At 38.1% G+C, this 22622-nt stretch carries 25 protein-coding genes, 6 tRNA genes, 1 rRNA gene and 2 other RNA genes; 12 read left to right on the top strand and 22 right to left on the bottom strand.

Translation table 11 applies throughout. The annotated features are described in order from the left end of the window. Window positions 1-11: 11 nt before the first annotated feature. Entirely contained in the window at window positions 12-743 is a 732-nt protein-coding gene (locus LAV82_RS12180) for a FeoB small GTPase domain-containing protein (RefSeq protein WP_013058245.1), read from the bottom strand. After that, entirely contained in the window at window positions 736-993 is a 258-nt protein-coding gene (locus tag LAV82_RS12175; RefSeq protein WP_098432468.1) for a FeoA family protein, read from the bottom strand. The genes LAV82_RS12180 and LAV82_RS12175 overlap by 8 nt, the downstream gene beginning before the upstream one ends. A 410-nt stretch (window positions 994-1403) precedes the next feature. On the opposite strand from LAV82_RS12175, the gene LAV82_RS12170 reads away from it, so the two are divergent. Next, window positions 1404-2333 carry a DUF3298 and DUF4163 domain-containing protein gene (locus LAV82_RS12170; protein ID WP_211077662.1) on the top strand — a complete coding sequence of 310 codons (930 nt, stop codon included), beginning with the start codon at window positions 1404-1406 and terminating at the stop codon, window positions 2331-2333. Between the two features lie 149 nt (window positions 2334-2482). Here the strand turns inward: LAV82_RS12170 and LAV82_RS12165 are convergent, their stop codons facing one another. Further along, entirely contained in the window at window positions 2483-2650 is a 168-nt protein-coding gene (locus tag LAV82_RS12165) for a hypothetical protein (protein WP_211077661.1), read from the bottom strand. Between the two features lie 329 nt (window positions 2651-2979). Here LAV82_RS12165 and LAV82_RS12160 point away from each other — a divergent pair, with 329 nt between their 5' ends. Further along, complete coding sequence (locus LAV82_RS12160) at window positions 2980-3360, top strand: VOC family protein (protein WP_211077660.1); 381 nt, start codon at window positions 2980-2982, stop codon at window positions 3358-3360. 81 nt (window positions 3361-3441) lie between these two features. Here the strand turns inward: LAV82_RS12160 and LAV82_RS12155 are convergent, their stop codons facing one another. Both LAV82_RS12155 and LAV82_RS12150 read right to left on the bottom strand, forming a co-directional pair. Further along, entirely contained in the window at window positions 3442-3825 is a 384-nt protein-coding gene (locus tag LAV82_RS12155) for a FixH family protein (RefSeq protein WP_211077659.1), read from the bottom strand. Window positions 3826-4027: 202 nt separating this feature from the next. Continuing rightward, complete coding sequence (locus tag LAV82_RS12150; RefSeq protein ID WP_013058251.1) at window positions 4028-4375, bottom strand: DUF6054 family protein; 348 nt, start codon at window positions 4373-4375, stop codon at window positions 4028-4030. A 143-nt stretch (window positions 4376-4518) separates the two neighbouring features. On the opposite strand from LAV82_RS12150, the gene LAV82_RS12145 reads away from it, so the two are divergent. Next, window positions 4519-4938 (top strand): MarR family winged helix-turn-helix transcriptional regulator, encoded by a 420-nt coding sequence (locus tag LAV82_RS12145; protein WP_013058252.1) that lies wholly within the window; start codon window positions 4519-4521, stop codon window positions 4936-4938. Window positions 4939-4983: 45 nt separating this feature from the next. Here LAV82_RS12145 and LAV82_RS12140 read toward each other — a convergent pair whose 3' ends face one another. Continuing rightward, a complete protein-coding gene (locus LAV82_RS12140) occupies window positions 4984-6147 on the bottom strand; it encodes a DUF5643 domain-containing protein (protein WP_499716163.1) in 1164 nt (387 codons plus the stop codon). Between the two features lie 19 nt (window positions 6148-6166). After that, window positions 6167-6679, bottom strand: coding sequence for a sigma-70 family RNA polymerase sigma factor (locus LAV82_RS12135; protein WP_098196793.1), 513 nt, complete (start codon window positions 6677-6679; stop codon window positions 6167-6169). A gap of 148 nt (window positions 6680-6827) precedes the next feature. Between LAV82_RS12135 and LAV82_RS12130 the strand changes: the two genes are divergently transcribed. Both LAV82_RS12130 and LAV82_RS12125 read left to right on the top strand, forming a co-directional pair. Continuing rightward, window positions 6828-7841: a S66 family peptidase gene (locus LAV82_RS12130; protein ID WP_499716162.1), complete on the top strand. Its 1014-nt coding sequence runs from the start codon at window positions 6828-6830 to the stop codon at window positions 7839-7841. A 142-nt stretch (window positions 7842-7983) separates the two neighbouring features. Continuing rightward, window positions 7984-8166, top strand: a complete 183-nt coding sequence (locus LAV82_RS12125) for a hypothetical protein (protein ID WP_499716160.1) — start codon at window positions 7984-7986, stop codon at window positions 8164-8166. Here LAV82_RS12125 and LAV82_RS12120 read toward each other — a convergent pair. Continuing rightward, window positions 8141-8494: a DUF4181 domain-containing protein gene (locus LAV82_RS12120; RefSeq protein WP_499716159.1), complete on the bottom strand. Its 354-nt coding sequence runs from the start codon at window positions 8492-8494 to the stop codon at window positions 8141-8143. The two genes, LAV82_RS12125 and LAV82_RS12120, sit on opposite strands and share 26 nt — an antisense overlap. 193 nt (window positions 8495-8687) lie before the next feature. On the opposite strand from LAV82_RS12120, the gene LAV82_RS12115 reads away from it, so the two are divergent. Both LAV82_RS12115 and LAV82_RS12110 read left to right on the top strand, forming a co-directional pair. Further along, window positions 8688-9338, top strand: coding sequence for a DUF975 family protein (locus LAV82_RS12115; protein ID WP_013058258.1), 651 nt, complete (start codon window positions 8688-8690; stop codon window positions 9336-9338). Window positions 9339-9773: 435 nt separating this feature from the next. Further along, window positions 9774-10616 (top strand): C40 family peptidase, encoded by an 843-nt coding sequence (locus LAV82_RS12110; protein ID WP_211077654.1) that lies wholly within the window; start codon window positions 9774-9776, stop codon window positions 10614-10616. 57 nt (window positions 10617-10673) lie between these two features. Here LAV82_RS12110 and LAV82_RS12105 read toward each other — a convergent pair whose 3' ends face one another. Beyond that, window positions 10674-11339, bottom strand: coding sequence for an MOSC domain-containing protein (locus LAV82_RS12105; protein ID WP_499716158.1), 666 nt, complete (start codon window positions 11337-11339; stop codon window positions 10674-10676). A 435-nt stretch (window positions 11340-11774) separates the two neighbouring features. Here LAV82_RS12105 and LAV82_RS12100 point away from each other — a divergent pair, with 435 nt between their 5' ends. Further along, the gene (locus LAV82_RS12100; protein WP_013058262.1) at window positions 11775-12950 is read left to right on the top strand and encodes a NupC/NupG family nucleoside CNT transporter; all 1176 of its coding nucleotides are present in this window, start codon (window positions 11775-11777) and stop codon (window positions 12948-12950) included. A 342-nt stretch (window positions 12951-13292) separates the two neighbouring features. Here the strand turns inward: LAV82_RS12100 and LAV82_RS12095 are convergent. The 12 genes from LAV82_RS12095 to LAV82_RS12040 all read right to left on the bottom strand — a co-directional run bounded on the left by LAV82_RS12095 (window position 13293) and on the right by LAV82_RS12040 (window position 17219). Continuing rightward, window positions 13293-13383: transfer RNA gene (locus tag LAV82_RS12095), tRNA-Ser, on the bottom strand. 114 nt (window positions 13384-13497) lie between these two features. Continuing rightward, a tRNA-Arg gene (locus LAV82_RS12090) sits at window positions 13498-13574 on the bottom strand. A gap of 9 nt (window positions 13575-13583) precedes the next feature. Then, window positions 13584-13668, bottom strand: a tRNA-Leu gene (locus tag LAV82_RS12085). Between the two features lie 10 nt (window positions 13669-13678). Next, window positions 13679-13755, bottom strand: a tRNA-Met gene (locus tag LAV82_RS12080). An 18-nt stretch (window positions 13756-13773) separates the two neighbouring features. Then, window positions 13774-13866 (bottom strand) — tRNA-Ser (locus LAV82_RS12075). Between the two features lie 15 nt (window positions 13867-13881). Continuing rightward, window positions 13882-13958 (bottom strand) — tRNA-Ile (locus LAV82_RS12070). A 340-nt stretch (window positions 13959-14298) separates the two neighbouring features. Then, window positions 14299-15150 (bottom strand): tyrosine-type recombinase/integrase, encoded by an 852-nt coding sequence (locus LAV82_RS12065; protein ID WP_211077652.1) that lies wholly within the window; start codon window positions 15148-15150, stop codon window positions 14299-14301. Between the two features lie 123 nt (window positions 15151-15273). Next, window positions 15274-15389 (bottom strand): 5S ribosomal RNA (gene rrf / locus LAV82_RS12060). A gap of 52 nt (window positions 15390-15441) precedes the next feature. After that, window positions 15442-15706, bottom strand: an RNA gene (gene ffs / locus LAV82_RS12055) — signal recognition particle sRNA large type. A gap of 13 nt (window positions 15707-15719) precedes the next feature. Then, a non-coding RNA gene (gene ssrS / locus LAV82_RS12050) (6S RNA) lies at window positions 15720-15908 on the bottom strand. A 344-nt stretch (window positions 15909-16252) separates the two neighbouring features. Continuing rightward, on the bottom strand, window positions 16253-16432 hold the full coding sequence (locus LAV82_RS12045) for a small acid-soluble spore protein H (protein WP_013058264.1): 180 nt from the start codon (window positions 16430-16432) through the stop codon (window positions 16253-16255). 526 nt (window positions 16433-16958) lie between these two features. Beyond that, the gene (locus tag LAV82_RS12040) at window positions 16959-17219 is read right to left on the bottom strand and encodes an Rpn/YhgA-type helix-turn-helix domain-containing protein (RefSeq protein WP_211077650.1); all 261 of its coding nucleotides are present in this window, start codon (window positions 17217-17219) and stop codon (window positions 16959-16961) included. 355 nt (window positions 17220-17574) lie between these two features. On the opposite strand from LAV82_RS12040, the gene LAV82_RS12035 reads away from it, so the two are divergent. After that, on the top strand, window positions 17575-17730 hold the full coding sequence (locus LAV82_RS12035; RefSeq protein ID WP_013058266.1) for a hypothetical protein: 156 nt from the start codon (window positions 17575-17577) through the stop codon (window positions 17728-17730). 323 nt (window positions 17731-18053) lie between these two features. Here the strand turns inward: LAV82_RS12035 and LAV82_RS12030 are convergent, their stop codons facing one another. Then, window positions 18054-18668 carry a TetR/AcrR family transcriptional regulator gene (locus tag LAV82_RS12030; protein ID WP_013058267.1) on the bottom strand — a complete coding sequence of 205 codons (615 nt, stop codon included), beginning with the start codon at window positions 18666-18668 and terminating at the stop codon, window positions 18054-18056. 189 nt (window positions 18669-18857) lie between these two features. Here LAV82_RS12030 and kynU point away from each other — a divergent pair, with 189 nt between their 5' ends. From kynU to kynA, 3 genes are all read left to right on the top strand, one after another. Next, complete coding sequence (kynU, locus tag LAV82_RS12025) at window positions 18858-20144, top strand: kynureninase (RefSeq protein WP_499716156.1); 1287 nt, start codon at window positions 18858-18860, stop codon at window positions 20142-20144. A gap of 113 nt (window positions 20145-20257) precedes the next feature. After that, the gene (locus tag LAV82_RS12020; protein ID WP_098399936.1) at window positions 20258-21700 is read left to right on the top strand and encodes an amino acid permease; all 1443 of its coding nucleotides are present in this window, start codon (window positions 20258-20260) and stop codon (window positions 21698-21700) included. A 39-nt stretch (window positions 21701-21739) separates the two neighbouring features. After that, window positions 21740-22594, top strand: a complete 855-nt coding sequence (gene kynA / locus LAV82_RS12015; RefSeq protein ID WP_060745112.1) for a tryptophan 2,3-dioxygenase — start codon at window positions 21740-21742, stop codon at window positions 22592-22594. Window positions 22595-22622: the final 28 nt, after the last annotated feature.

The raw sequence follows: 22622 nt of genomic DNA, 5'->3' as shown, positions 1-22622 counted from the left end.
CTAATGAGTTTTCAGGAGTTAACGGATTTCCCATATGCGCTGTTCCTCCTTTCTGTGTGACTGATACCTTGCTGCTGACGCTGCTGAATGGTTTCTAAAAATGACGTGTCTCCATCAAGAACCCGTAAAGCAATCCAGCGCAGAGGAAATTGATTTCCAACAATAGAAGCGACTTGAGGTTCTAGCTCCTTTAATGACGCTTCTATTTCTTTTGTGTACTGCACCTGGTAAGGGTTAAGTTTTACCTGCCCGCGTACGACTTGTTCAATTGCATCTAGCAAATTCGTAATCCCTTTTTTATTACGTGCTGATATAGGCACAACCGGTACGCCTAACGATTCAGCCAGCTTTTTTTCGTTAATCACAATTCCTTTTTTCTTTGCTTCATCCATTAAGTTCACGCAAATCACGACGTTTTCAGTCATTTCCATCACTTGCAGCGCTAAATTAAGATTTCGCTCCATCGCCGTTGCATCAACCACCACTACCGTAACGTCAGGTCTTTCAAATAAAATATAGTCACGCGCTACTTCTTCGTCCGCCGAGTTTGAATACAGTGAATACGTTCCAGGTAAATCGACGATTGTGTAGAGCTGCTGGTGATGTTCAAACGTCCCTTCTGCTTTGGCTACGGTTTTTCCCGTCCAGTTTCCCGTGTGCTGCTTAAGACCGGTTAAGCTATTAAATAACGTACTTTTTCCTGTGTTCGGATTTCCTGCTAATGCAATACAATACTTACTCACCGTCGTCACCTACTTTTTTCACATAAATTTTTGAGCTCTCTTCTTTTCTGAGACCAATCGTTGTATGACTTACTTGATAGGCAACAGGATCTCCTAACGGGCTTTTTTGAAGCACTTTGATAATTGCTCCTGGAATAAATCCTAAATCTAACAAGCGTCGCTTTAAGGCACCTTCGATTTCGATTCGCTCTAGCTGCACCGTTTCACCTGTCGTAAATGTAGACAATGGATAATTTTTTACACTAGCCATCTATTTTTCGTCCCTTCTCATTTTTTATCTAAGGTTATATTTTTTTCGTTAGACCAACTTTTAAGGTAAAAAAAATATGCTCGTTGATTTTTAATAGGGTATTCTGCTGGTGCAGAAAAATGAACATGTCAGCATGATTTATTTAAAATTTTCAGTTTTCACTTGTCATGATACCGAAAGTTTACCACAGGAAACTTTTTTAGTCTAGGGTAAAATACTGTGTTTTTTTCTTACTTACAGCCTGTGTTCGTAAATATTTATGAAAAATCATACTGAAAATAAATCAGTAAAAAAGAATCAAAAAAACAGTAAAAACCTGTAAATCCTGTGCTATACTAATAAATGGGTTTTTTTGAAAATAAAGTATTGATTAGCTTTAAAACCTCAAAAAATCACTTTAGGAGGCTTTTATGAAAAGGTTCAAAAGAGTTAGCGCAGTTGTTTTAGGTTTGGCTTTGCTATTCTCACCGCTTGCTCCGCAAACAGTTGCAGAAGCAAAAGTCGTGTGGGGGAATCAGGAACTGGTTAAAGGGCAAATAGGACGCGTTACCGTTTTAAAGAATACTAATCTTTACAACATTAAAAACAACAAGTTAGTAGCGGCTAGAAAAGTGATAAAAGGGCAAGTATTTCGCGTGTATTCTGAGTCAAGTAAATTTGGTGGTCTGTATGGGGTATCAAAGGGTACCTATGCTCAAAAGTCATCAAGTATTAAGTATGAAAAAGCACCTAGTGACAAAATTCAAGCACTAGGAGTAACGGTTACGAAGAAATCTTTAGCAAGCAACATTAGCTATCCGCAGGTATCCGGCCTTATCAATAAACCCTTTGAGGCTAGCTACAATCGAAAGTTTTTAAACATTGCTAAGGAGGCACAAAAAGAACACAACGAGCTAAAAGAACAAGAAAAGGAAGACCGCAAAAACGGCTGGGCACCAGGTCCTTATTCTCGTAATATGACATACTCTGTACCTTACAACCAAGATAATATTTTAAGTGTTGCTATTACGAATGATGCGTACGCTGGCGGCGCTCACGGCAACACTTGGATTGATACGTACAATTACGATTTGTTGAAAGCTCGACAAATTAGCTTAAAAGATATTATTAACAACAACACTAAGTTAAATAAAGTTAATAACTATATTCGTAATGAAATGATTGCTCGTAATAAAAAGGGTGCGCAGTTCTGGGTTAATGAATTTAAGTCTGTAAACTTAAAAGAAGATCAGTTTTACTACACAAGTAGCGGCATTGCCATTATATTTGGTGAATATGAGTACGGCCCGTATTCTAACGGCATTCATACGTTTAAAATTCCGTCCAGCGTTTATAAATAAGATAGTCGTATAAAACAAAAAAGAAGCTTACGAATCATCAGTTCATAAGCTTCTTTTTCTTTTTTTCTGCAGAATAAGCGGAGCAAAAAAGAAAGGTGAGCCCTATTCCGCTTCTTATAGCCTAGGAAAAACCGCTTTTAGAAGTATTTTTATAGCGTTTGAAAAAGTGAAATGGTCAGAACTAACTTCAGCAAGGAGCCTGCGGATGTTAACATCATTATTTTTCGGTTACTCTGATTCTTTTCAGGTTTTAAAAACTCTTGAATTGCTACAAACCAGATAACAAAAGTAATTAAAGAAAGTATCCCCATAGACATATGAGCATCTCCATTCTTATATGTATTTAAATTTTTAACACATCTAATCAACAAACTTTCCAGATCAAGTTACTAAAACAAGTGCCACTCTTCATCCAATATTAACATAAAATCCCATAAACCTTTAATGCATTGTGTAAAACCACAACATTTTAAAAAACAGGCTATTTATAAAACGCTCATTTGAACTGGAAATGAACATACAACTGTCTTTGGCTATCCTCCTCCTTACAAATGATATACTTATTTATAGAAAAACCTCTCAGATCTCACCCAGTACTTACCCTACCGTCAGAGGAAGAAAGTTCACAATGTGAGGAGGAAACGAAATGATTAAAAAATTAGACCATTTTGTACTAACGGTAAAAGACGTTGAAAAAACAATTCACTTTTATACGGTTATTTTAGGCATGCAAAAAGAAACGTTCGGAGAAGGAAGAGTAGCGCTTCGTTTTGGTGATCAAAAAATAAACCTACATCAAGCGGGCCATGAATTTGAGCCAAAAGCAAAGCAACCTCTTCCGGGTTCCGCTGATTTATGTTTTATTACAGAAGAAAAAATCGAAAGCGTAATCAATCATTTACAAAAACATAGTGTAGAAATCGAAGAAGGACCGGTCAAACGTACAGGTGCTGTAGGGCCTATTGTTTCTGTCTATATTCGAGATCCTGATCACAATTTGATTGAGCTATCGAATTACTTAGATTAAAACAACCTTATTAAAAAAAGAGAATGCACGAGGCATTCTCTTTTTAAATGGCTATATAAGCCGCTTCTTCAATTATAGGTACTACTCTTTAGACTTGCCTACCTCTACTTTTTTCGTAAACATTTTCATGTCACCGTTTACCGTAACGTGAGCGGTAATCATATATTCGCCGTCTTCTTTAAACGTATAGTCCGTGCTGTATACACCTTTTCCTTCGTGCGGTGCTTTTGTCATTTCTTGATTGATATAGCCTTCCTTTTCAACTTGGAACTGCACGTCATCGGCGTTTTCCACTTTTTTATCTCCTTGCGTCACAAGGACTTTAAGCTTGACTTGTTCATTTGCTTGAATTGATTCCGGTACTTCAATCGTTCCTTTTACTTCTTTTGAACTTGAATCATTTCCTTTTGAACAGCCTACTATAGCTATCATTAAAACAAATAATACAATGCTGAGTTTTTTCATTATGTTCTCCTTTGTTATGTAAATGTGAAGTCTTCCTGCAATTTCATATTATACTCATTTATCCGGTAAAAAGAGAAAAAATGCTTATTGTCCACATAAAGTTCTTATTTCTACAGTAGCTTTTGCATCTTTTCATTTCTCTACTCGCCCTTCGCTTCACAAAAAAAGCTGAAGAAGCTCATTGCCTTCTCCAGCTTTGCCTTTATCTTTGCGGTTCTTCTAACGTGTACGATGAGAGGGCGTTTTCTACCCATCTCACAAAATCCTTGCTTGCTCCCCAATCAATATTTAATATCCCTTCTGCGCTTCCTGAAGGAATACACTTTACTTTGTTTGGACCGGACACATTTTCTAAAATAATCGTTAGTGATCCCCTGCCGCCGGTGCGGAAAAAATAGCGTTCAAACACAAGCGTACAGATCTGCTTGCCGTCTCCGAGATCATAATATTCCTTGTATAATAAGTCACTTTCCGAATTATTTGCATTCACAAGCTTTTTTGCTCCATCAAAAGGAAGCAGCGTCGTTTTAAATTCAATTATCTTGTCCATCACTCAAGCCCCTTTCTATCGCAACAGATAGATACTACTTCTCTTTTTCTCTTTAAAAAACCTGCCCATTATCTTTATAAACAATATGGTACAATAGAAAAGAAAAGAAATTGTTTGAACGGAAAAAGGAGCACACAACCTCAATGAATACACGAGATGAACTTATCCAAAATGTGGTTTCAACGATGCGAAACCAAACGAAAAAAATGCAGCTATCGGTTATCCCTACTTTAAAATCATATATTCCTTTAAATGAATTTTTAGCGCTTCACATGCTGTATAAAGAAGGGAATCATATCGTTTCTGAGATTGCCGAGCATATGCACATCTCAAACAGTAGCATGACGTGCATCAGCGACCGATTAATGGAAAGAGAATTTGTTACGCGCGTACGCAGTCAAAAAGACCGTCGCGTTGTCTACTTATCGATTACGGATAAAGGAAAAGAGTTTGCAGAAGAAATGGAAAAAGTGCTCACCAAAGAATATGGTGAAAAGCTTGGACATTTTACGGATGAAGAATTACAGACGTTTCTTCGCTTGTTAAATAAAATGGATATCTAATAAAAAACCAGATGCTCGCTAAGCAGGCATCTGGTTTTTAGTTTGTTATTTGTTATTTACCTTCAAATTAAAGGCGTCCGAAGTTAAATCTTTTGAACTGTCGTTTTCGTAATCACTTACATACGGAACAAATCGAAGCATAACCACTCCTTTGTCGTTTCGGTACTCTTCGTCCATTTCTAGCACTCTGTCTGTTCCTCCTCCACTGCCGCTTTCAGAAAGATCTCTTCCATTTTGATCTTTTATTTTTACGCCCACGTTCGTTCCGTTTCGAATGCTTCCTGTTGACGATGTAAACGTATAGTGTAGCTTAATCGAAACAGGCGATACGCGAACTTCTTTGATGGACAATACGCCTTTTATTCCTTTTTCGTTAATCGGAATTTCTTTATTCAACGGATACACTTTTGTATCAGCGATGATTTTTGAGCCATTTACGCTTGTATGAACCGTCCAATTTCCTTTAATTTCCCCGTAGGAATCCCGGTAGTTCCCGCTTTTCGTCTGGCTAGGATTCTTTTCAAAATCAAGGCTCGTGAACTGAGCGCTGATTTGATAATTTTTATTTGGATCAATATGATCTAGCACATTGTAGCCTTCCACATCGATTTTCCCGTCTCCGTCCGTGTCCGCTTGCGTTAGTTTTAAAGCGTACAGATAGCTCCAGCTTCCGTCTTTGTTTTTGATTGGTTCCTCTCTAATACTCGAAGCCGAATCAAAAAACGACATATTGCCAATTTTCACGCGCAGCTCTCCTGGTCGAGTTGGCGTGTTTTTGTTAAGACCTAGTCCCGTTTTTCTAAATTCATCTGCGCTAATCGTTAACCCAAGCAGCAACTGTCCGTCATCAAGCATCAGCTCATTTACTTTTACTTGAATGCCTTGGTCCGTTGCCGTTTCATTTACCGTTTTTTTATAGCTGCTCAAGCTGCCTTCAGGCTTGTTCATAAGCAGCTCGATTTGCTGGCCAATTTGCTGACTGATTCGCACAGCCGATGCCCATACCGTTTCGTTTTGCATCATTACAGGCGTCACAGCAAGCAGCAGCACCGCAGCGGCAATCAGCGGACGCGCTTTTTTTCGCGCCGGCTTTATTTCACGTTTTAAGCGTTTTTTCATTCGCTTTTTCTCGCTTGCCGTTAGCTCAATTTCTTCATATTCATCAAAATCTACAGAAGATCCGTTTAATAAGTCATATTGATTTTTCATCTTTGTCCCTCCTTATTTCTCATTTAAAAATCGCTTTTAATTTTTTTCGTCCGCGCGACAGCCGGTTATATAAATTGCTGATGGTGGTCTGCTGTTTTTCAGCAATTTGCTTCAGCTCGACTTCCTGTAAGTAATACGCTTTAAACAGCTCGCGGTCTCCTTCACTTAAGTGGCCTAAAAGTTCTTCCACGTCGTCTGTTTGAATGTTATGAACTTCTGATGTTTCACCCACTCCCGCTTCGCTAAGCGATTCGTGCTGCGTTTTTATGTATTTGCGCTGATAGTCAATGGCTTTGTACTTAGCAATAGCCGCAACCCAATTTTTAAACGTGTTTTTCTCCGAATCAAAGCGATCAATATGATGCCACACCGCTAATAACACGTCGTTTACACACTCTTCTTCATAACTTTTCAGCATGCCTAGATGCTTGCGTACAATGGCCGTAATTAACCCTCCGTACTGATCGATTAACAGCTCTAATCCTTTTTCTTTTTTTCGCGTTATACACGCAACAATCCAGTCATCTTCCATGACATTGCTCCTTTCCGCTTGCTTTTACATCTATTAATACGGATTCTTTTTACAAAACCTATCAATCTTCCTAAATTAAATGAAAAATAAGCTTGTTCAGTATTTCTCTCGCTGGTAAAATAAGCTAAAACCTTTGAAGGAGGCCGCTATGATTACCTATCCTTTTCTTACATCCAACCCAAACATCGGCATAACCGCACCTTCTTCTGGTGTACCTCAAGCTCTTCATTCCATGTTTTCTTTATCGTGTGAACGCATGAAGGAAAAAGGCTTTTCTGTTATACCGGGAGAAACCGTGTGGACGCAGCATAAAGCAAAATCCGCTTCTCCTAAAAAACGTGCAAATGAACTTCAAGCCATGATTGCTGATGAAAACATTGATATCATTATGCCTCCTTGGGGAGGCGAGCTGCTGATTGAAATTCTTGAACATCTCGACTTTACGAAATGGACAGCAAAATGGGTGCTTGGCTATTCTGACACCAGCGTTCTTTTGCTGACTATTACACTTAATACTGGGATTGCAACGGCTCATGGAACCAACTTTGTGGACTTGCGAGGAGAATACTGGGACCCAACAACTGCGATGTGGCAGCAGGTGCTGACGACTAAAAAAGGAGAAAGCGTGGTTCAAGTTTCTTCTGATCGCTATCAAAAAGAATGGCAGCATGACAACCCGTCACCATGTGTGTTTCATTTAACGGAACAAACCGCTTGGAAGCATACAGAGTTAAGCGACGTGCACATCGAAGGGCGTCTGCTTGGAGGATGTATTGACGTAATCAGGCACTTAGTAGGAACTCCTTTTGGAGACGTAAAAGCTTTTCGAGAAAAACATATTCCTGCTGAGCCCGTCATTTGGTACTTTGACAACTGTGAACTGACGACGGCTGACCTTCGCCGTTCACTTCTTCAGCTTAAGCTAGCGGGCTGGTTTGATAACTGCTCGGGTATTTTATTTGGCAGAAGCAGCGCTAATAAACCCGTTGATTCCTACACCGCTGAAGATGTGTATCGCGACCTTGCCTCTGACTTACATATTCCAGTTATCTATGACATCGACTGCGGCCACCTCCCTCCTCAGCTCACGCTTATTAACGGCGCGTATGCTCGTGTTAACGTAGAGAAGAACAAAGGCACAGTCGTTCAATACTTTACGTAAAAAAAGAAGCTTGTATAAAAGTAGTTTGATTGAAGGGAGATCCGAACGAACTTGATTCTTGATGGAGAATCCAATTCGTTCGGATTTTTTCATGGGTATGGTGAACGTAGGCTTGTTTCATATATATAGGTGCTTCTAGTGATTGATTGGAGAGCAAGACGAAGACTCCTGCGGGAAAAGCGGAACAGATGAGACCCCGCAGGAGCACACGCGACGAGGAGGCTCACCGGCCGCCCGCGGAAAGCGAAGTCTTGCACGGAAATCAACAGCGGTTCATTTCGTTATGTCTCAATCTTGTTTTACATATCTGTCATCAGTAATATAAACGTCCCAAATAAGAAAAAAGTTGCACCAAACCACGAGTGGTAGTGCTCTTTTTGCTTTCTTTCAAACTTCCATTCTTCGAAACCTCGAAGCACGTACAGGAGAAACAAGAAAAGAAACATAGAAACGGAGGTGTAGGCTGGAGGTATAACAAAGATCAGCACTAAAAACGAAGCAAGCATCACCATTTCAATTGTAATAAACAGCGGAAGCCTTCCTTTAAAGCTTCTCCAATAACTTTTTGTCATCTTTGTATGCAGCTTTTTTCGCAGGCAAAAATCTAGAAAGACATAGACGACTGCCAGAATCAGCAAATACACAAGCGTCATTTTCATTCCTCCTTCCCACCGAAAATATCCTTATACTTCCATTTTAAAGGACTTTCCACAAATTTCAAGCGTCTAAAAAATCTTTACACAACTTATTAGTGCAAGCATTCATATATTCAAAAATCGCTAATATATTGACTAATGTACAGGTTAAATTCTCTGTATAAACTCACCTAGAGGGGGACATCAAGTTATGAGAATAAAAGAAGTGAAGCAAGGTGCACTCGCAGCGTTGAAAAACCGCTGGGGATTTGCCGTACTGCTTACGTTCGTTACGTATCTAATTGCTGCCGGTATTCCAGGACTTATTGACTTTTTAATCAACGGATTTCCAAGCGGGTCTGAAACCGAATACTCTCAGTCTACATTAGCTAATATTGTATCCCTGCTGCTCGTACCGCTCTTTTTCTCTTACTACTGGGTACTATTGCGTCTGGTGCGAGGAGAAAGTGTACGTGTAGGAAACGTGTTTGATTCGTTTTCATCTGCGGGATTATATTTTAGAACCCTCGGACTTTACTTGCTAACGATTATTTATACCGTGCTATGGAGCATTTTATTAATCATTCCTGGCATCATCAAAAGCCTTGCCTATTCACAGGCTTACTACGTATTCCGCGATAACCCAGATTATTCAGTCAATCAGTCTATTACTGAGAGCAGACGGTTAATGAACGGCTACAAGTGGACCTACTTTTTACTTGTTTTAAGCTTTATCGGCTGGGGAATTTTAAGTATCATCACGCTTGGCATTGGGTTATTATGGCTTGTTCCGTATGTAACGACTTCGCTTGGGGTATTTTATGAAAAGCTAAAGGCAAATGAAACTGAAGTCGCTGAATAAACGAAAAACCGTATTCGAGTTGCGAATACGGTTTTTTTATTTAGTTTTGGTATTCTCTATATACATTAGCTGAAATTTGTAACCTGTTATTTACTAAATGAGCTAGTAAATTATATTACCATCGAACTATATCTCCTAGAAACAGCAGCTAAACAGCCGCTGTCTTTTTAATTCCCTCTCTTTTTTAACATAAAAATAGAAAAGTTCCATAACCTTTACATATTTTCTAATAAATCTATGAACCTCCTAAACATTTCTACCTGGATAAATTTTCAGAATTATTACAGAGAAGGTGACAATTCTACTTATATCGCTCTTTAATATTAAAACTATGTTACAAAATGTCGTAATTTGGAATTAGATGTTTACTTTTCCTGTCAGGATTGATAGACTCACAGTTGTGAATAAAACAAGTTATGGAAAGGGAGAAAGAACATGCTAAAGAAAGCAAATCGTACAGTTATGAATATGGGGTTAGCAGCATTACTTGTTCCCGCTGCCCTAACATTTAGCACAACTTCAGCAAGTGCTAATGACGGAGGCGCTGCACCAGCACCCGTACAAGAAAAGGTAACGCCAAGCGTACCTCAACAACAAGCAACTACTACTACTACTAATCAAAAAGTCATCGTAAACGTGAGTGCGTTAAATATTCGTCAAGGAGCTAGCTTTTCATCTCCAGTCGTTGGAACTGCAACACAAGGTCAAGAGTTTGCTATTTTAAAAGAAGCAAACGGCTTAGTTGAAATTGCACCAAACAAATGGGTTTCAAAAAGCTCAAGCTACGTAACAATTGCATCGGGTAAACCAAGCGCAAGCCAAGTAAAAGGTGTAAGCACATCAACTCCTTCTACTTCTACAGCATCTGCATCTGCAGCAAAAGAAACTAGCACACCAGCACCTGCTCCAACAACAAGCACGGCTTCTGGAAGCACAGTAAATGTTGCACGTAGTTTAGTAGGATCACCTTACCAATGGGCAGGAAACACACCAAGCGGATTTGACTGCTCAGGCTTTATCGCATACGTGTTCAACCATAGCGGTCACAGCATTTCACGTACAAGCGTAGCAAACTACTGGAACATGGCGACAAAAGTTTCGTCTCCACAACCAGGAGATCTAGTATTCTTCCAAAACACATACACAAGCGGCCCATCTCACATGGGAATCTACATCGGAAACGGCCAAATGATTCATGCTGGTTCACACGGTGTAGCTGTAGCTGACCTAGATGTTTCTTACTACCAAGATCATTTCTTAGGATACGGACGCTTCTAAGAAAAAAATGCCCTCTAATCGTTAGATACGTTCTAACGATTAGAGGGCATTTACTTTTTATCGCTGCGCGACGGAAAGCGCCTTTTCAATACACGTTTGAAATTTATGCTTCCAGTCTTCAGCTAGCTCAGCCACTTCTAAAGCCCGCTTCATCCCTTCTACATCTTTTGAACGATGGAAATATAAATCAAGCGTAAACCAAACGGATACTTGGTTTGGATGAGCTTCAATCAATTTCACTTCTGCACCTTGCGTAATCGTACCTTCTTTCAGCACGCGGCAAAGGTATCCGGTATAGCTTGTCTCAATCATTCGTTTTAAAATCCCTTTAACGCCCGTTCGCTTTGTAATTGTGTCGCATGGATTTCGCCCTTGAGTCACTTGAATAACGGCGTCTCCTACTTGATAAATGTCTCCAATGCATACTTCTTTTTCAAGCATGCCTGCAACAACAAGATTTTCTCCAAACGCAGACATTGGCAGCTCCGTATCAAACTCTTCGTTCCATTTTTTGTAGTGCTCATACGGATACACGCACACCGCACGATCCGGACCGCCGTGATACTTTAAATTCGCTACGCCGTCGCCTTGAAACCCTTCTTTTGCTAAAAACGTTTCGTCTACTTGCTTCTTGCATATGCCTGTGCGCATTTCTTTGTCAGGACTGTATGCCATTTGTTCAGGCATGCCGGTTGCTAAATGAATTATTTTACGTTGATTCATTCGTGCCTCTCCCTTCCCCGTTTTCCCTTACTAATTACGTCATATTTTACCACATTTTAAAGATGGCGCTCTTATTTTTTTGTGTATTCCACTAAAATCTTGGCAATATCATGAAAGTTTAAAAAATATTTCACAATTATATTAAAAATATCTTCATTTCCTCTTTTTCTTTTGTTCGAAATGATTTAAGATAGTAGAGGTTGTCGAAATATAAGTTATTATGTCAGTTCTGCATGTTTTTTTACATATTAGCACATAGTAAATATTATTTTACCATTACGTCATTTTTTACAATGGCCTAAAAAATTTTGCCCATTTTTACTAAAACTAGCGTGAAAGTCCTGATTTTTATATAAAATAGAGGCCGATTTACATAGTCATTTCTATGCACGTCCCTCTTTTATAAATATAGAGTACATGTAAGGAGAAAAGTAAATGTCAATTTTAATGGGAATTATCGGAATTGTAATTGTCTTAGCAGTTGCGTTCCTCATGTCAAACGACAAGAAACTTATCAACTACAAAGGCATCGCAGTTATGCTGGTTATTCAGCTCGCTATCTCTGCTTTTATGATGAATACATCGATTGGTCGCAAGGTGCTTGACTTTATTACGAGTGTATTTACAAAGATCTTATCATTTGGTAACGACGGAATTTCGTTCGTGTTTGGAGATCTTGCAGGAAAAGGCATTTTCTTTATCCAAACGTTAGTTATGATTGTATTCGTTTCAGCATTATTAAGTATTTTAAACTACTCTCGTATTTTACCCTTTGGGATCAAATATATCGGAGGACTTGTTTCAAAAATTACCGGGCTTCCCCAAATTGAAAGCTTCACAGCCGTGAACGCAATGATTTTTGGTGATACAACGGCGCTAATTGCGGTGAAAAACCACATCGGAGGTTTAACACCAAACCGTTTATTTATCGTTACAACAACGTCTTTAGTATCCGTTTCTTGTTCAATTCTAGGCGCATACATGCAGATGATTCCGGCGGAATACGTATTAATTGCCCTTCCGCTAAACGTATTCTCTGGCTTAATCGTTTCTTCTATCGTTGCACCTGTAAAAGTAGAAGATGAAAACGAAGTCGATATTAAAGCGCCTGCTAAGCAAGGCACGCTGTTTGAAGCAATCGGTGACGGAGCACTAGACGGCGGACGCGTTGCGTTAATCGTAGCAGCGATGCTTGTAACGTACGTTGGTCTTTTAGCATTAGTGAACTACGTATTAAACGGCGTAATCGGATTAACTGTTCAAGACATTTTAGGCTATATCTTCTATCCAATTGCCTTTATTATGGGTATTCCGGCAGATGAACTAATGAGAGCCGGCGGCGTAATGGGAACAAAAGTAGTAGCAAACGAATTCGTTGCCATGCTTGACTTCCAAAAAATGATGCCTCACCTTTCTGAAAAAACGGTCGGGATCGTATCAGCTTACTTAATCTCATTTGCAAACTTCAGCTCAATTGGTATCGTTCTTGGTACGATCCAAGCAATCAACGGCGAACAAGCTTCAAGGGTTGCCAAGTTCGGCTTAAAGATGCTGTTAGTCGCTACAATGGGGTCGATTTTAACAGGTATTATGGTTGGATTATTTATTTAATGGAAAAGCACTCACTTGTGGTGAGTGCTTTTTTTGTTTGGTTGTTCTTTTTGGGTTATAGCTGGAGCGTTTCTACAGTGTTGAAATTTATTAAATATCTCTGTTGACATACTCCGAGTTATCGGCACTATTATCAAATGCTTTTTATCTTCATTCTAATAACATTTAAATTAGTTTTACATAATGGATTAAAGCAATATCTCTTATCCAATAAAAAGACAGCTTGCTTTATCAGCAAACTGCCTTTTTTGTAATGACCCGTCCGGGATTCGAACCCGTGTTACCTTTTTAAAAGGATAATTTCTTGACCACTTGGCCAACGGACCAGATAAAATTATAAAATGGCAGAGAAGAAGGGATTCGAACCCTCGCACCGCGTTAACGATCTACTCCCTTAGCAGGGGAGCCCCTTGAGCCACTTGGGTACTTATCTGTATGGATCTTCCATTGAAATACTGTGGAATAATAGTAGGCCTAAGTGGACTTGAACCACCGACCTCACGCTTATCAGACTTAGGCTCTACCAAAATGAGCTACTTCCCGTTTATGGCGCGCCCGAGAGGAGTCGAACCCCTAACCTTTTGATCCGTAGTCAAACGCTCTATCCAATTGAGCTACGGGCGCTTCCTAAAATGGTGCGGATGAAGGGACTTGAACCCCCACGTCATAAGACACTAGATCCTAAGTCTAGCGCGTCTGCCAATTCCGCCACATCCGCATGTGAAAAATGGTTGCGGGGACAGGATTTGAACCTGCGACCTTCGGGTTATGAGCCCGACGAGCTACCGAACTGCTCCACCCCGCGATAATAACAAAGATATAATGGAAGAGGAAGAGGGATTCGAACCCCCGCGGGCTTTGACACCCCTGTCGGTTTTCAAGACCGATCCCTTCAGCCAGACTTGGGTATTCCTCCATATTTCAGGTTCAATGGTGGACCTTGTAGGACTCGAACCTACGACCGGACGGTTATGAGCCGTCTGCTCTAACCAACTGAGCTAAAGGTCCTTTCTAAGCTCTCTATTAGAATGTGGAGCCGGCAATCGGATTTGAACCGGTGATAAAGGTATTGCAGACCTTGACTATGCCACCAATAAGTATGGAAATTATTTATAGTCAGTCACATTTATCCGTATGTTACCCCTTCATATGAAACATGGACTAGTAATTTAATAATTAATATCTGTTTCGCTACCAACAAAAATTATTTTATCTTATAATTTCGTAGAAGTCAACATCTATGTAAGTTTTGTTTTAATACTTAATTTTGCAATTATTAAGTAGGAACATACACCTAAATAAAAAAACTCTGTAACAAGAATCATGATTCTTGTTACAGAGCTTATTTTTATAAAAAGGTTTGCGTAATCGCATTTTCTAAATCTCTTGTAGAAGATTTTAGGTATCGTTTTGTAACATTCACATCAGAATGGCCTGCTAATTCGGCAACTGTTGCAATATCTATCCCTTTCTTAACTAACTCATGACAGAAAGTATGGCGTAATTTATGAGGATTTACATTATATTTCTTTAACATGTACTGAACCGTACGTGGAGACATTCTTCTATCAAAATTAGAGACAAATAAAGCTTCATGATTAGAATCAAGTGAATCAATATATTTCTTTAAACTATTCCTTGCTTCTGTAGAAAGAGGAACAAATCGCTTTTTATATCCTTTAGCATTACGGATAATTAAAAAACCGTCAGATTTGTTAATCTCTACGTCTTTATGATTCAAAGCACAAATTTCTGATACTCGAACCCCTGTATGTAATAAAGTGTATACAATAGCAATATCACGAAGGTTTCCTTGTTGCTTTACTTCAGATAAAAGAAGGTCAAGCTCACTTGCTTCTAATGACTGTGGTACAGCCTCGTTGTTTTTCTCTTTTCGTTTACGTTCAATATTTTGAACAATTTCTGGTTTTTCAAGAAAGCGTGCAAAAACGCTAATTGTGACAAAAGCTTTTTCTATAGTCGACGCACTTTTATTATTAGATTCAAGGTTAATCATATAAGTTTGGACATTATTTTTTGTTACTTGATCTAAGTTTCTACCTTCACTTAGAAGCCATTCATGAAATTGGTTTAGCACTGCTCGATAGGTTTTAATCGTATTATCAGATTTGCCTGATTCTATTAACCATTGGCTAAAGTCATCAATCAACGGAATAACTTCTAGGCTATTTTTTTTCACTCTAAATCCTCCTACATGTACTAATAAATTACATAAAACATAACATTTAATTTCGTAGAAATCAATTTAAACGAAATTAATATACAAAAAACAGCCCATCATTGATATGATGAGCTGTTTTTTGCCTGACAACGTCCTACTCTCACAAGGACAAAGTCCCCACTACCATTGGCGCTAGAGAACTTAACTTCCGTGTTCGATATGGGAACGGGTGTGACCTCTCTGCTATCGCCACCAGACCTATTAAAGATAGTTTTCTTAACACTAAATAAAAATTGCTAAGTAAAAACACCGTGCACCCGTCATTGACATGATCAAATAAGCGTTACTTGTACAGTTAGCTCGACCGGGTTGTGCTGCAACACACAGAAGAATCTACTTATGGCTGCTTCCTTCCGGATCTGACCATGTTCATAGGTTTCTGTTGTGCAGGACCTAGTTGTCAACACCACTTGTCCAAGTCAGACCTTACCTGACTCATACCTCTGTTAGGAATTAAACCCTGCTAAGGCGGATTGCAGGTTACAGGGCACCGCCATCTCCCCGTCTAGCACGGTATGTATAGTTAAGGGATTCCCACCTATGTCGTCCTCCCAATCTGTTTTGTGAACCCGCGATCTCGCAGGTGGGTTTCCGCATATTAACGTTCCAGCGATCCTGTGTCAAAGACAGGCATGGCATCAGTCAACAAATGTAGGAATCCCAAATAAACAGTACGGTTCAAAACAAATAGGGCATAACGTGCATCGTAGGATAAGTATTTAATGTGTTTATTGATGATATAGATTATCCTACAATAAAATTTCGTAGAAGTCAACATAAACGAAAAAATAACTTCTAACCCTCAACGTTTTCTTATTTGCTTGATTTACTGTTGTTGGGAAGGGATTTCTTTGAAAGATGGAAGTTATAAGGAGTCGTGTTTCATTATATTGAGTCCTCCATTTAAAAGTGAAGTTCATTACGGTTAGATTTTTATACATCCTTGATCTAACACTACTTTTCTAATGTGGTTATTTTTTCTTCTTATTCTCTCTCCATAAAAATAAGAGAAAAATAAAAAAAAGCCTAAATAAAATGGCTTTTTTATTCTAAGAGTAAATTATTGTTCTGTTAGTTCAGATATAGAAACACTTTGCTTATTATTTGGTTCATCCAGGTTATGAATTGTAGCTACCCCATTTTGTTGGTCTACATGCTCAATGTAAATGCTTTTCCCGTTATATATTACATTGGCCATGTCCACTGAATCGGCAATTTCTTGTGCTCTTTGTGCATCCATCTTTATCTAGCCTCCTTTTTATTTATGACAGTGAAAGTATTTGTTTTTAATTAATTTTTATGCATTTAATTCCTCTATATAAAATCAATTTTAATTTTTCAAATGAGACATAAAGCAGTAAAAAAACTATCTCCTTTATTATTTGAGATAGCTTTTCATTTTATTATTCAGTTTAATCTTCCTCTGGAATCTTAATTAAAATGGCTATAGCTATTGTTGCCAAAAATATAACTCCTAAAGTTAGCAATAGACTCGTACTCATATGCCTCATCTACCCTTCTCTCTTCATCCCTATGATTCCATTTTAGCAGAGGAAATTAGGTAATAAAACTGGAAATGATAGCGTTTTACTAAAAATTTTATACATGTTAAAATAATGTAGTTGTTTTAACTCAACCAATGTATTCAATTTTTTGCTTGAGTAGAGCAAGCTACCTCTTTCCTATTTTGGGGTAGCCCTTTTTTTATCGTGATAAAATAAAATTTTGTTTTGGATATATTCCTTCCTACCCTCGGTTTACATTCGTTATTTACGAATCTGTTCAATCTCTTCTTCTGTAAGCTCAGTTAATTCAGATATTGTTTGATTATCCATACCTTTTTGTAGCATTCTTAACGCTACTCTCTTAATAGCTCTTTTTTTCCCTTGTTTTTCAGCTTTTTTTAATGTCAATGTTTCATCTACTTGGAATTCCTGGTTTACTTCATACGTCATTAACATTTCTGGCTCTTCAGTTACACGTGCCCATTCATTCATCGCATTTTTCAAAGTTTGATCTTTCTCCATTACAACTTCCTCCAAAAATGAGTAAAATCTTCATTTCCTGACATATTAAACAACAGTAATTGTTTTACTAATTATGCGTCCTTTTTACGATACTATTCTCACTTATTCCAAAATCAAATTAATCCCATAAAGCTTGTCCGTCCACCCTAAAACTAAAAAAGAATAATTACTGCATTAGGTAAGACGTAGGTAGTAATGTAAAATGTGCTCGGTTGTTTATATGCTAGGGTTGGCCTAGTGACAAATAGGGCTTCAATTCAGAAACAACTAACAAATTTTTTATTTAATTTATATGTTTTTCTTATAGTTGCACATATTAAAAACAATACTAGATGAAAGCGAGATGAGATAAGTAATGTCAAAACAAGGGATACAGAAAAAGAATCAGACAAGAGAGCAAGTAGAGAAGCAAGATAAAAGAAATGATGTTGAATTAGGCAATGAATTTCAAACTGGCAACACAAGTTCCCAGAGCCAGAAAAAAAGTGGACGCCAAGTAAATAAAAAATAAATTTAACCTTTCGAGGATAATAAGAAACCTCAGTTCAAATGTATGACTTGAACTGAGGTTTCTATTATAGATTGAGGAAGACTTATGTGCAAAAGAGGCACCAAGCTAAAGAGAATTTGAATTCTATTATGAAAACAGAATTCAAATAAAAAGAAAGTATCTCACATTAGATAATCGTTAAGTAATGAGGAAATATTTTTTTGGAACCCTCTGTCCAAAATCAAGTCAAATTCATTCATCGACTATTTGGATTAGCTTTATAGAGTTGAATATTAACGGGATATTATATACTATTTCAAACAAGTGCAATTTACGCACCGAAATTATAAATAGAGTCCTTTAATATAAATAGATGCGATATTCTTAGCAATTTGTTCGACAGGATGCTCATATTCATTACGAACAATTTCCCAAAGGTACATTTCATTAGTGAAAAACCACCCTCTTGCTACTAACTCGTTATGTACATCTTTACGTGCTAATCCATTGCGCTGCGCATAGGCAATGTCTTCTGAAATTCGTTGAATAAACTTTTCCCGAATGTTCTTCCATTTCTCTGAAACGAGAGGAGAAATACCAATAGCCTGCTCAAACACTTGCAGCATTTTTTGTTCATCCTCAGCCATTTTTAAAAACTCGTTCGTTTGTTTATGAATCATTTCTTCTGCTTCATTTACAGATGCGGGTAAAAATGCAGCCTCGGCAATTTCATAAAATTTCTCCATAACATTCTCCATTAATACAACTAAAAAGTCTTCTTTTCCTTCAAAATGAACGTATGCAGTACCATACCCAACCCTTGCCTTTTTTATTATTTGAGTGATAGTTGCTTTGTGAAAACCTTCTTGTATAAATACTTCTCTTGCAGCTTCTAATAATTTTTGTCGAGTCTTTATTGAACGTAAATGCCGTTTATCTTCAATATTATTTTCATTCATTAAGGCTCCTTCCTCCCTATCCGTTTTACTCTCTAGGATATAGAAGTTTTCACAAAACGAAAAGTAATAAAGAGAATTTATTACAAAAATTATTTTTTTAATTTTCAAAATTATATTATTGACACTGTGTCATATTCTTTGTTACGATTCTTCTAGGATACATATTAAGTAATGCAGAGGAGGAAAATTATGCAATTAAATACCTTTAAACCCACATTAGAGTATGCCAAACAGTTGGATCAAGAAGACTCCCTTTCAAGTTTTCGTGACGAATTTTATTTAAAGCCTGATTCCATATATATGGATGGAAACTCATTGGGGCTCCTTTCTAAAAGAGCTGAACGCAGACTTATAGAAGTATTAAATGATTGGAAAGAACAAGGAATTGATGGATGGACTCAGGGGAAACACCCATGGTTCTCCTTGTCCGAAAAATTAGGTGAAATGAGTGCGCCGTTAGTTGGGGCTTCTAGCGAAGAAGTCATTGTAACTGGTTCGACAACAGTTAACCTTCATCAGCTTGTAGCTACTTTCTACAATCCAAAAGGAACGCGCACAAAGATTTTAGCTGATGAATTGACCTTTCCATCTGATATTTATGCGCTTCAAAGTCAGCTGCGAACCCACGGATACAGTCCAGATACTCACCTTATACGTGTAAAAAGCCGCGATGGCCGTTTTTTAGAAGAAGATGACATTATTGAGGCTATGACCGATGAGATTGCTTTAATTATCTTACCAACTGTACTCTATCGCAGCGGCCAAATATTAGATATGGAACGATTGACGGCTGAAGCACACAAACGTGGAATTTTGATTGGATTTGATGGCTGCCACTCTATTGGTGCAATTCCTCACTCATTTAGTAAATGGGATGTGGACTTTGCATATTGGTGTAATTATAAGCACTTAAACGGTGGACCTGGCTGTGTAGGCGGTTTATATGTAAATAAAAAACATTTTGGAACAGCACCTGGTTTAGCAGGCTGGTTTAGTTCAAAAAAAGAAAAGCAGTTTGATATGGAGCACACATTAACACCTGCTGATTCAGCCGGTGCTTATCAAATTGGAACACCCCACGTTTTAAGTCTTGCTCCTTTAATTGGATCGCTAGAAATTTTCACTGAGGCTGGTATAGATAATATTCGAGCTAAATCTCTTAAAATCAATCATTATTTAATGTATTTATTAGAAAAAGAGCTGAGTGACTTCAATTTTACCCTTGGAAGCCCTAGAGAAGATAAAAAGCGCGGAGGGCACGTAAGTCTTGAACATAAGGAAGCAGCGCGCATTTGTAAAGCATTAAAAGAGAATGGTATCATTCCAGATTTCCGCGCTCCGAATATTATTCGTCTGGCTCCTGTTGCTCTTTACACTTCTTATACAGAAGTCTGGAAAGTAGTACAAACTTTGAAAAAAATTATGAACGATAAAGAATATGAAAAATTTAAAAATGAACGTGAAGTAGTGGCGTAAAAGCTAAACTACTTGTTTTTTTAACGAGAAAAGTAAGCGCTCTCTAAATCTTAAGGAAGCTATTGTAGATATGCAGCAAAACCATTATTTTGAAACTATGAAGGAGATGAAATATGAAAACCCACAATACTCAATTGCCAAACAAAGATGACGCAGAAAAGGGATTAAAACGAAATCTAAAAACAAGTCAATTGACAATGATTTCGATGGGCTGTGCAATTGGAACTGGACTATTCTTAGGCAGTGGACTTGCGATTCAAACAGCTGGACCTAGTGTATTGGTTAGTTATGCCTTAGGAGCTTTTGTTGTATTACTCTTAATGGGGTGTTTGGCAGAAATGACAGTGGCCCACCCTACCTCTGGATCGTTTGGAACAATTTCTGAAAAATATGTACATCCCCTGGCAGGGTTTTTGGTTCGCTATTCATATTGGATAGCCAACGTTCTCGCCGTTGGAGTAGAAGTAAGTGCAATAGCCGTGTATATGAAGTACTGGTTTCCAAGCGTTCCGGGTATTGTCTGGATTTTAGTGTTTGCTGCTATACTAATCTATGTAAACGCAACTAGTGTTAATACGTTTGCTACTTTTGAGTATTGGTTTTCTATGATAAAAATCAGTGCAATTGTGGGCTTTATTCTTTTAGGGTCCTATGTTCTATTTGGAACAGATGCACGCCCTAATATGGGTACAGATAATTTTGTAAATGATGGTGGATTCCTTCCTTTCGGGTGGTGGGGAATGTGGGTAGCTGTCTTTATTTCCCTCTTTAGTTTCTTAGGAACCGAAATGATTGCAGTTACAGCTGGAGAAGCAAAAGAGCCTGATATAGCCGTTCCGAAGGCTTTAAAAGCAACTGTGTTTCGTTTAACTACTTTTTACGTTTTGACTATAGGCATCATGTTAATGATTGTTCCATGGAAGTCAGCTCAAGTTGATAAAAGTCCATTTGTGAAAGTAATGGAAATTCTGAATATCCCGGCTGCCTCTGGAATTATGAATTTCATTATTTTAACGGCTGCCCTATCAGCTATGAACAGTCAGTTATATGCTTCTACACGTATGATGTTCTCTCTCTCTCAAAGTAAACATGCACCAGCTTTTTTAGGGAGACTAAGTAAAAAAGGTGTACCGCTATGGGCCCTTGCTGTATCAACCCTGGGCATTTTTCTTGCGGCAGCAGTTAATGGACTGCTCCCAAGCTCTTCATATGCCTTTATGATGGGTATTTCAATGTTCGGAGCTATGTTCACATGGCTTATGATATTTGTTTCTCACCTCTACTTCCGAAAAAAATGGGAGAAATCTGGTGGAAGAAAATTACCGGTAAGAATGCTTGGCTTCCCCTATTTTACGATTTTAGGAGCCATCTTATTACTCGGTTTAATGATTACCACTTGGTTTACAGATTTTAAAATTATGCTTCAGTTTGGAATTCCTTGGTTAGCATTCTTATCCATTGCTTATTTTATCTCTAAGAAAAGAAAAGTTAACCATCATTTTGCAGAAGATATGGCTAATAGCAGCTTGAAAGAGGAATTAGAGGAATTACGTTAACGTTCAAGTTATTTTACATAAAAACAAGGGGGATACAACATGAAAACGACAAATAACAAGGCACCAAATGCAGTTGAACTAGAGAAAGAACTTCAAACGGACTTTCAGAAAGCTATGTCATATGGAGATTACCTGCACCTTGATAAAATATTATCTAGTCAGCATAGACTTTCTAATCACCATGATGAAATGCTGTTTATTGTCATCCATCAAGCTAGTGAACTATGGATGAAACTAATTCTACATGAGGTAACAGCTGCTATTCAGTGCATCCGTGCTAATAACCTGGAACCTTCATTTAAAATGTTATCACGCGTTTCAAGAATTCAGCAGCAGCTAATTCAATCTTGGAGTGTTCTCTCTACCTTAACACCGGCAGAGTACATGGAATTTAGAGATAAATTAGGTCAATCTTCTGGCTTTCAATCTTATCAAAATCGCCTGATAGAATTTGCTTTAGGAAATAAAAATGTCCATACACTATCTGTTTACCAGCATGACGCGGATTTATATCAAAAAATGCAAACGGCTCTTCATGAGCCTAGTATCTATGATGCTGCTATTCATGCTCTTATGAAACGCGGGTTGCCAATAGATCAAGAAGTTTTACAAAGAGATTGTTCACAGCCTTACGAACCGAATGCCAGCGTAGAGGATGCATGGCTTACTGTATACCGTAACGTTGATCAGTATTGGGACTTATACGAATTAGCAGAAAAATTAGTTGATATCGGAAATCAACAGCAAATGTGGCGATTTAGTCATATGAGTACAGTAGAAAGAATTATTGGAAACAAACAAGGTACAGGAGGATCTTCTGGAGTGAATTACTTAAAGAGAGCTCTGGATCAGCACTTCTTCCCAGAACTATGGAGCCTGCGAACGAAGCTATAAATATTCTATAAAAAGATAGAGAGGTAGT

Origin of the sequence: Bacillus sp. ILBB4, from assembly GCF_035064545.1 — a bacterium.
Lineage (GTDB): Bacteria > Bacillota > Bacilli > Bacillales > Bacillaceae_H > Priestia.
This window is presented reverse-complemented; position numbering and strand designations above follow the sequence as displayed.

What these genes read in the sequence shown, in the direction of transcription:
- LAV82_RS12165 (WP_211077661.1), bottom strand. Translation starts at nt 2,650, where the DNA reads ATGTCTATGGGGATACTTTCTTTAATTACTTTTGTTATCTGGTTTGTA.
- LAV82_RS12160 (WP_211077660.1), top strand. Translation starts at nt 2,980, where the DNA reads ATGATTAAAAAATTAGACCATTTTGTACTAACGGTAAAAGACGTTGAA.
- LAV82_RS12030 (WP_013058267.1), bottom strand. Translation starts at nt 18,668, where the DNA reads ATGAATGAAAATAATATTGAAGATAAACGGCATTTACGTTCAATAAAG.
- kynA (WP_060745112.1), top strand. Translation starts at nt 21,740, where the DNA reads ATGAAAACGACAAATAACAAGGCACCAAATGCAGTTGAACTAGAGAAA.
- LAV82_RS12135 (WP_098196793.1), bottom strand. Translation starts at nt 6,679, where the DNA reads ATGGAAGATGACTGGATTGTTGCGTGTATAACGCGAAAAAAAGAAAAA.
- LAV82_RS12140 (WP_499716163.1), bottom strand. Translation starts at nt 6,147, where the DNA reads ATGAAAAATCAATATGACTTATTAAACGGATCTTCTGTAGATTTTGAT.
- LAV82_RS12100 (WP_013058262.1), top strand. Translation starts at nt 11,775, where the DNA reads ATGTCAATTTTAATGGGAATTATCGGAATTGTAATTGTCTTAGCAGTT.
- LAV82_RS12110 (WP_211077654.1), top strand. Translation starts at nt 9,774, where the DNA reads ATGCTAAAGAAAGCAAATCGTACAGTTATGAATATGGGGTTAGCAGCA.
- LAV82_RS12045 (WP_013058264.1), bottom strand. Translation starts at nt 16,432, where the DNA reads ATGGATGCACAAAGAGCACAAGAAATTGCCGATTCAGTGGACATGGCC.
- LAV82_RS12175 (WP_098432468.1), bottom strand. Translation starts at nt 993, where the DNA reads ATGGCTAGTGTAAAAAATTATCCATTGTCTACATTTACGACAGGTGAA.
- LAV82_RS12145 (WP_013058252.1), top strand. Translation starts at nt 4,519, where the DNA reads ATGAATACACGAGATGAACTTATCCAAAATGTGGTTTCAACGATGCGA.
- LAV82_RS12040 (WP_211077650.1), bottom strand. Translation starts at nt 17,219, where the DNA reads ATGGAGAAAGATCAAACTTTGAAAAATGCGATGAATGAATGGGCACGT.
- LAV82_RS12115 (WP_013058258.1), top strand. Translation starts at nt 8,688, where the DNA reads ATGAGAATAAAAGAAGTGAAGCAAGGTGCACTCGCAGCGTTGAAAAAC.
- LAV82_RS12035 (WP_013058266.1), top strand. Translation starts at nt 17,575, where the DNA reads ATGTCAAAACAAGGGATACAGAAAAAGAATCAGACAAGAGAGCAAGTA.
- LAV82_RS12105 (WP_499716158.1), bottom strand. Translation starts at nt 11,339, where the DNA reads ATGAATCAACGTAAAATAATTCATTTAGCAACCGGCATGCCTGAACAA.
- kynU (WP_499716156.1), top strand. Translation starts at nt 18,858, where the DNA reads ATGCAATTAAATACCTTTAAACCCACATTAGAGTATGCCAAACAGTTG.
- LAV82_RS12130 (WP_499716162.1), top strand. Translation starts at nt 6,828, where the DNA reads ATGATTACCTATCCTTTTCTTACATCCAACCCAAACATCGGCATAACC.
- LAV82_RS12150 (WP_013058251.1), bottom strand. Translation starts at nt 4,375, where the DNA reads ATGGACAAGATAATTGAATTTAAAACGACGCTGCTTCCTTTTGATGGA.
- LAV82_RS12020 (WP_098399936.1), top strand. Translation starts at nt 20,258, where the DNA reads ATGAAAACCCACAATACTCAATTGCCAAACAAAGATGACGCAGAAAAG.
- LAV82_RS12120 (WP_499716159.1), bottom strand. Translation starts at nt 8,494, where the DNA reads ATGACGCTTGTGTATTTGCTGATTCTGGCAGTCGTCTATGTCTTTCTA.
- LAV82_RS12155 (WP_211077659.1), bottom strand. Translation starts at nt 3,825, where the DNA reads ATGAAAAAACTCAGCATTGTATTATTTGTTTTAATGATAGCTATAGTA.
- LAV82_RS12170 (WP_211077662.1), top strand. Translation starts at nt 1,404, where the DNA reads ATGAAAAGGTTCAAAAGAGTTAGCGCAGTTGTTTTAGGTTTGGCTTTG.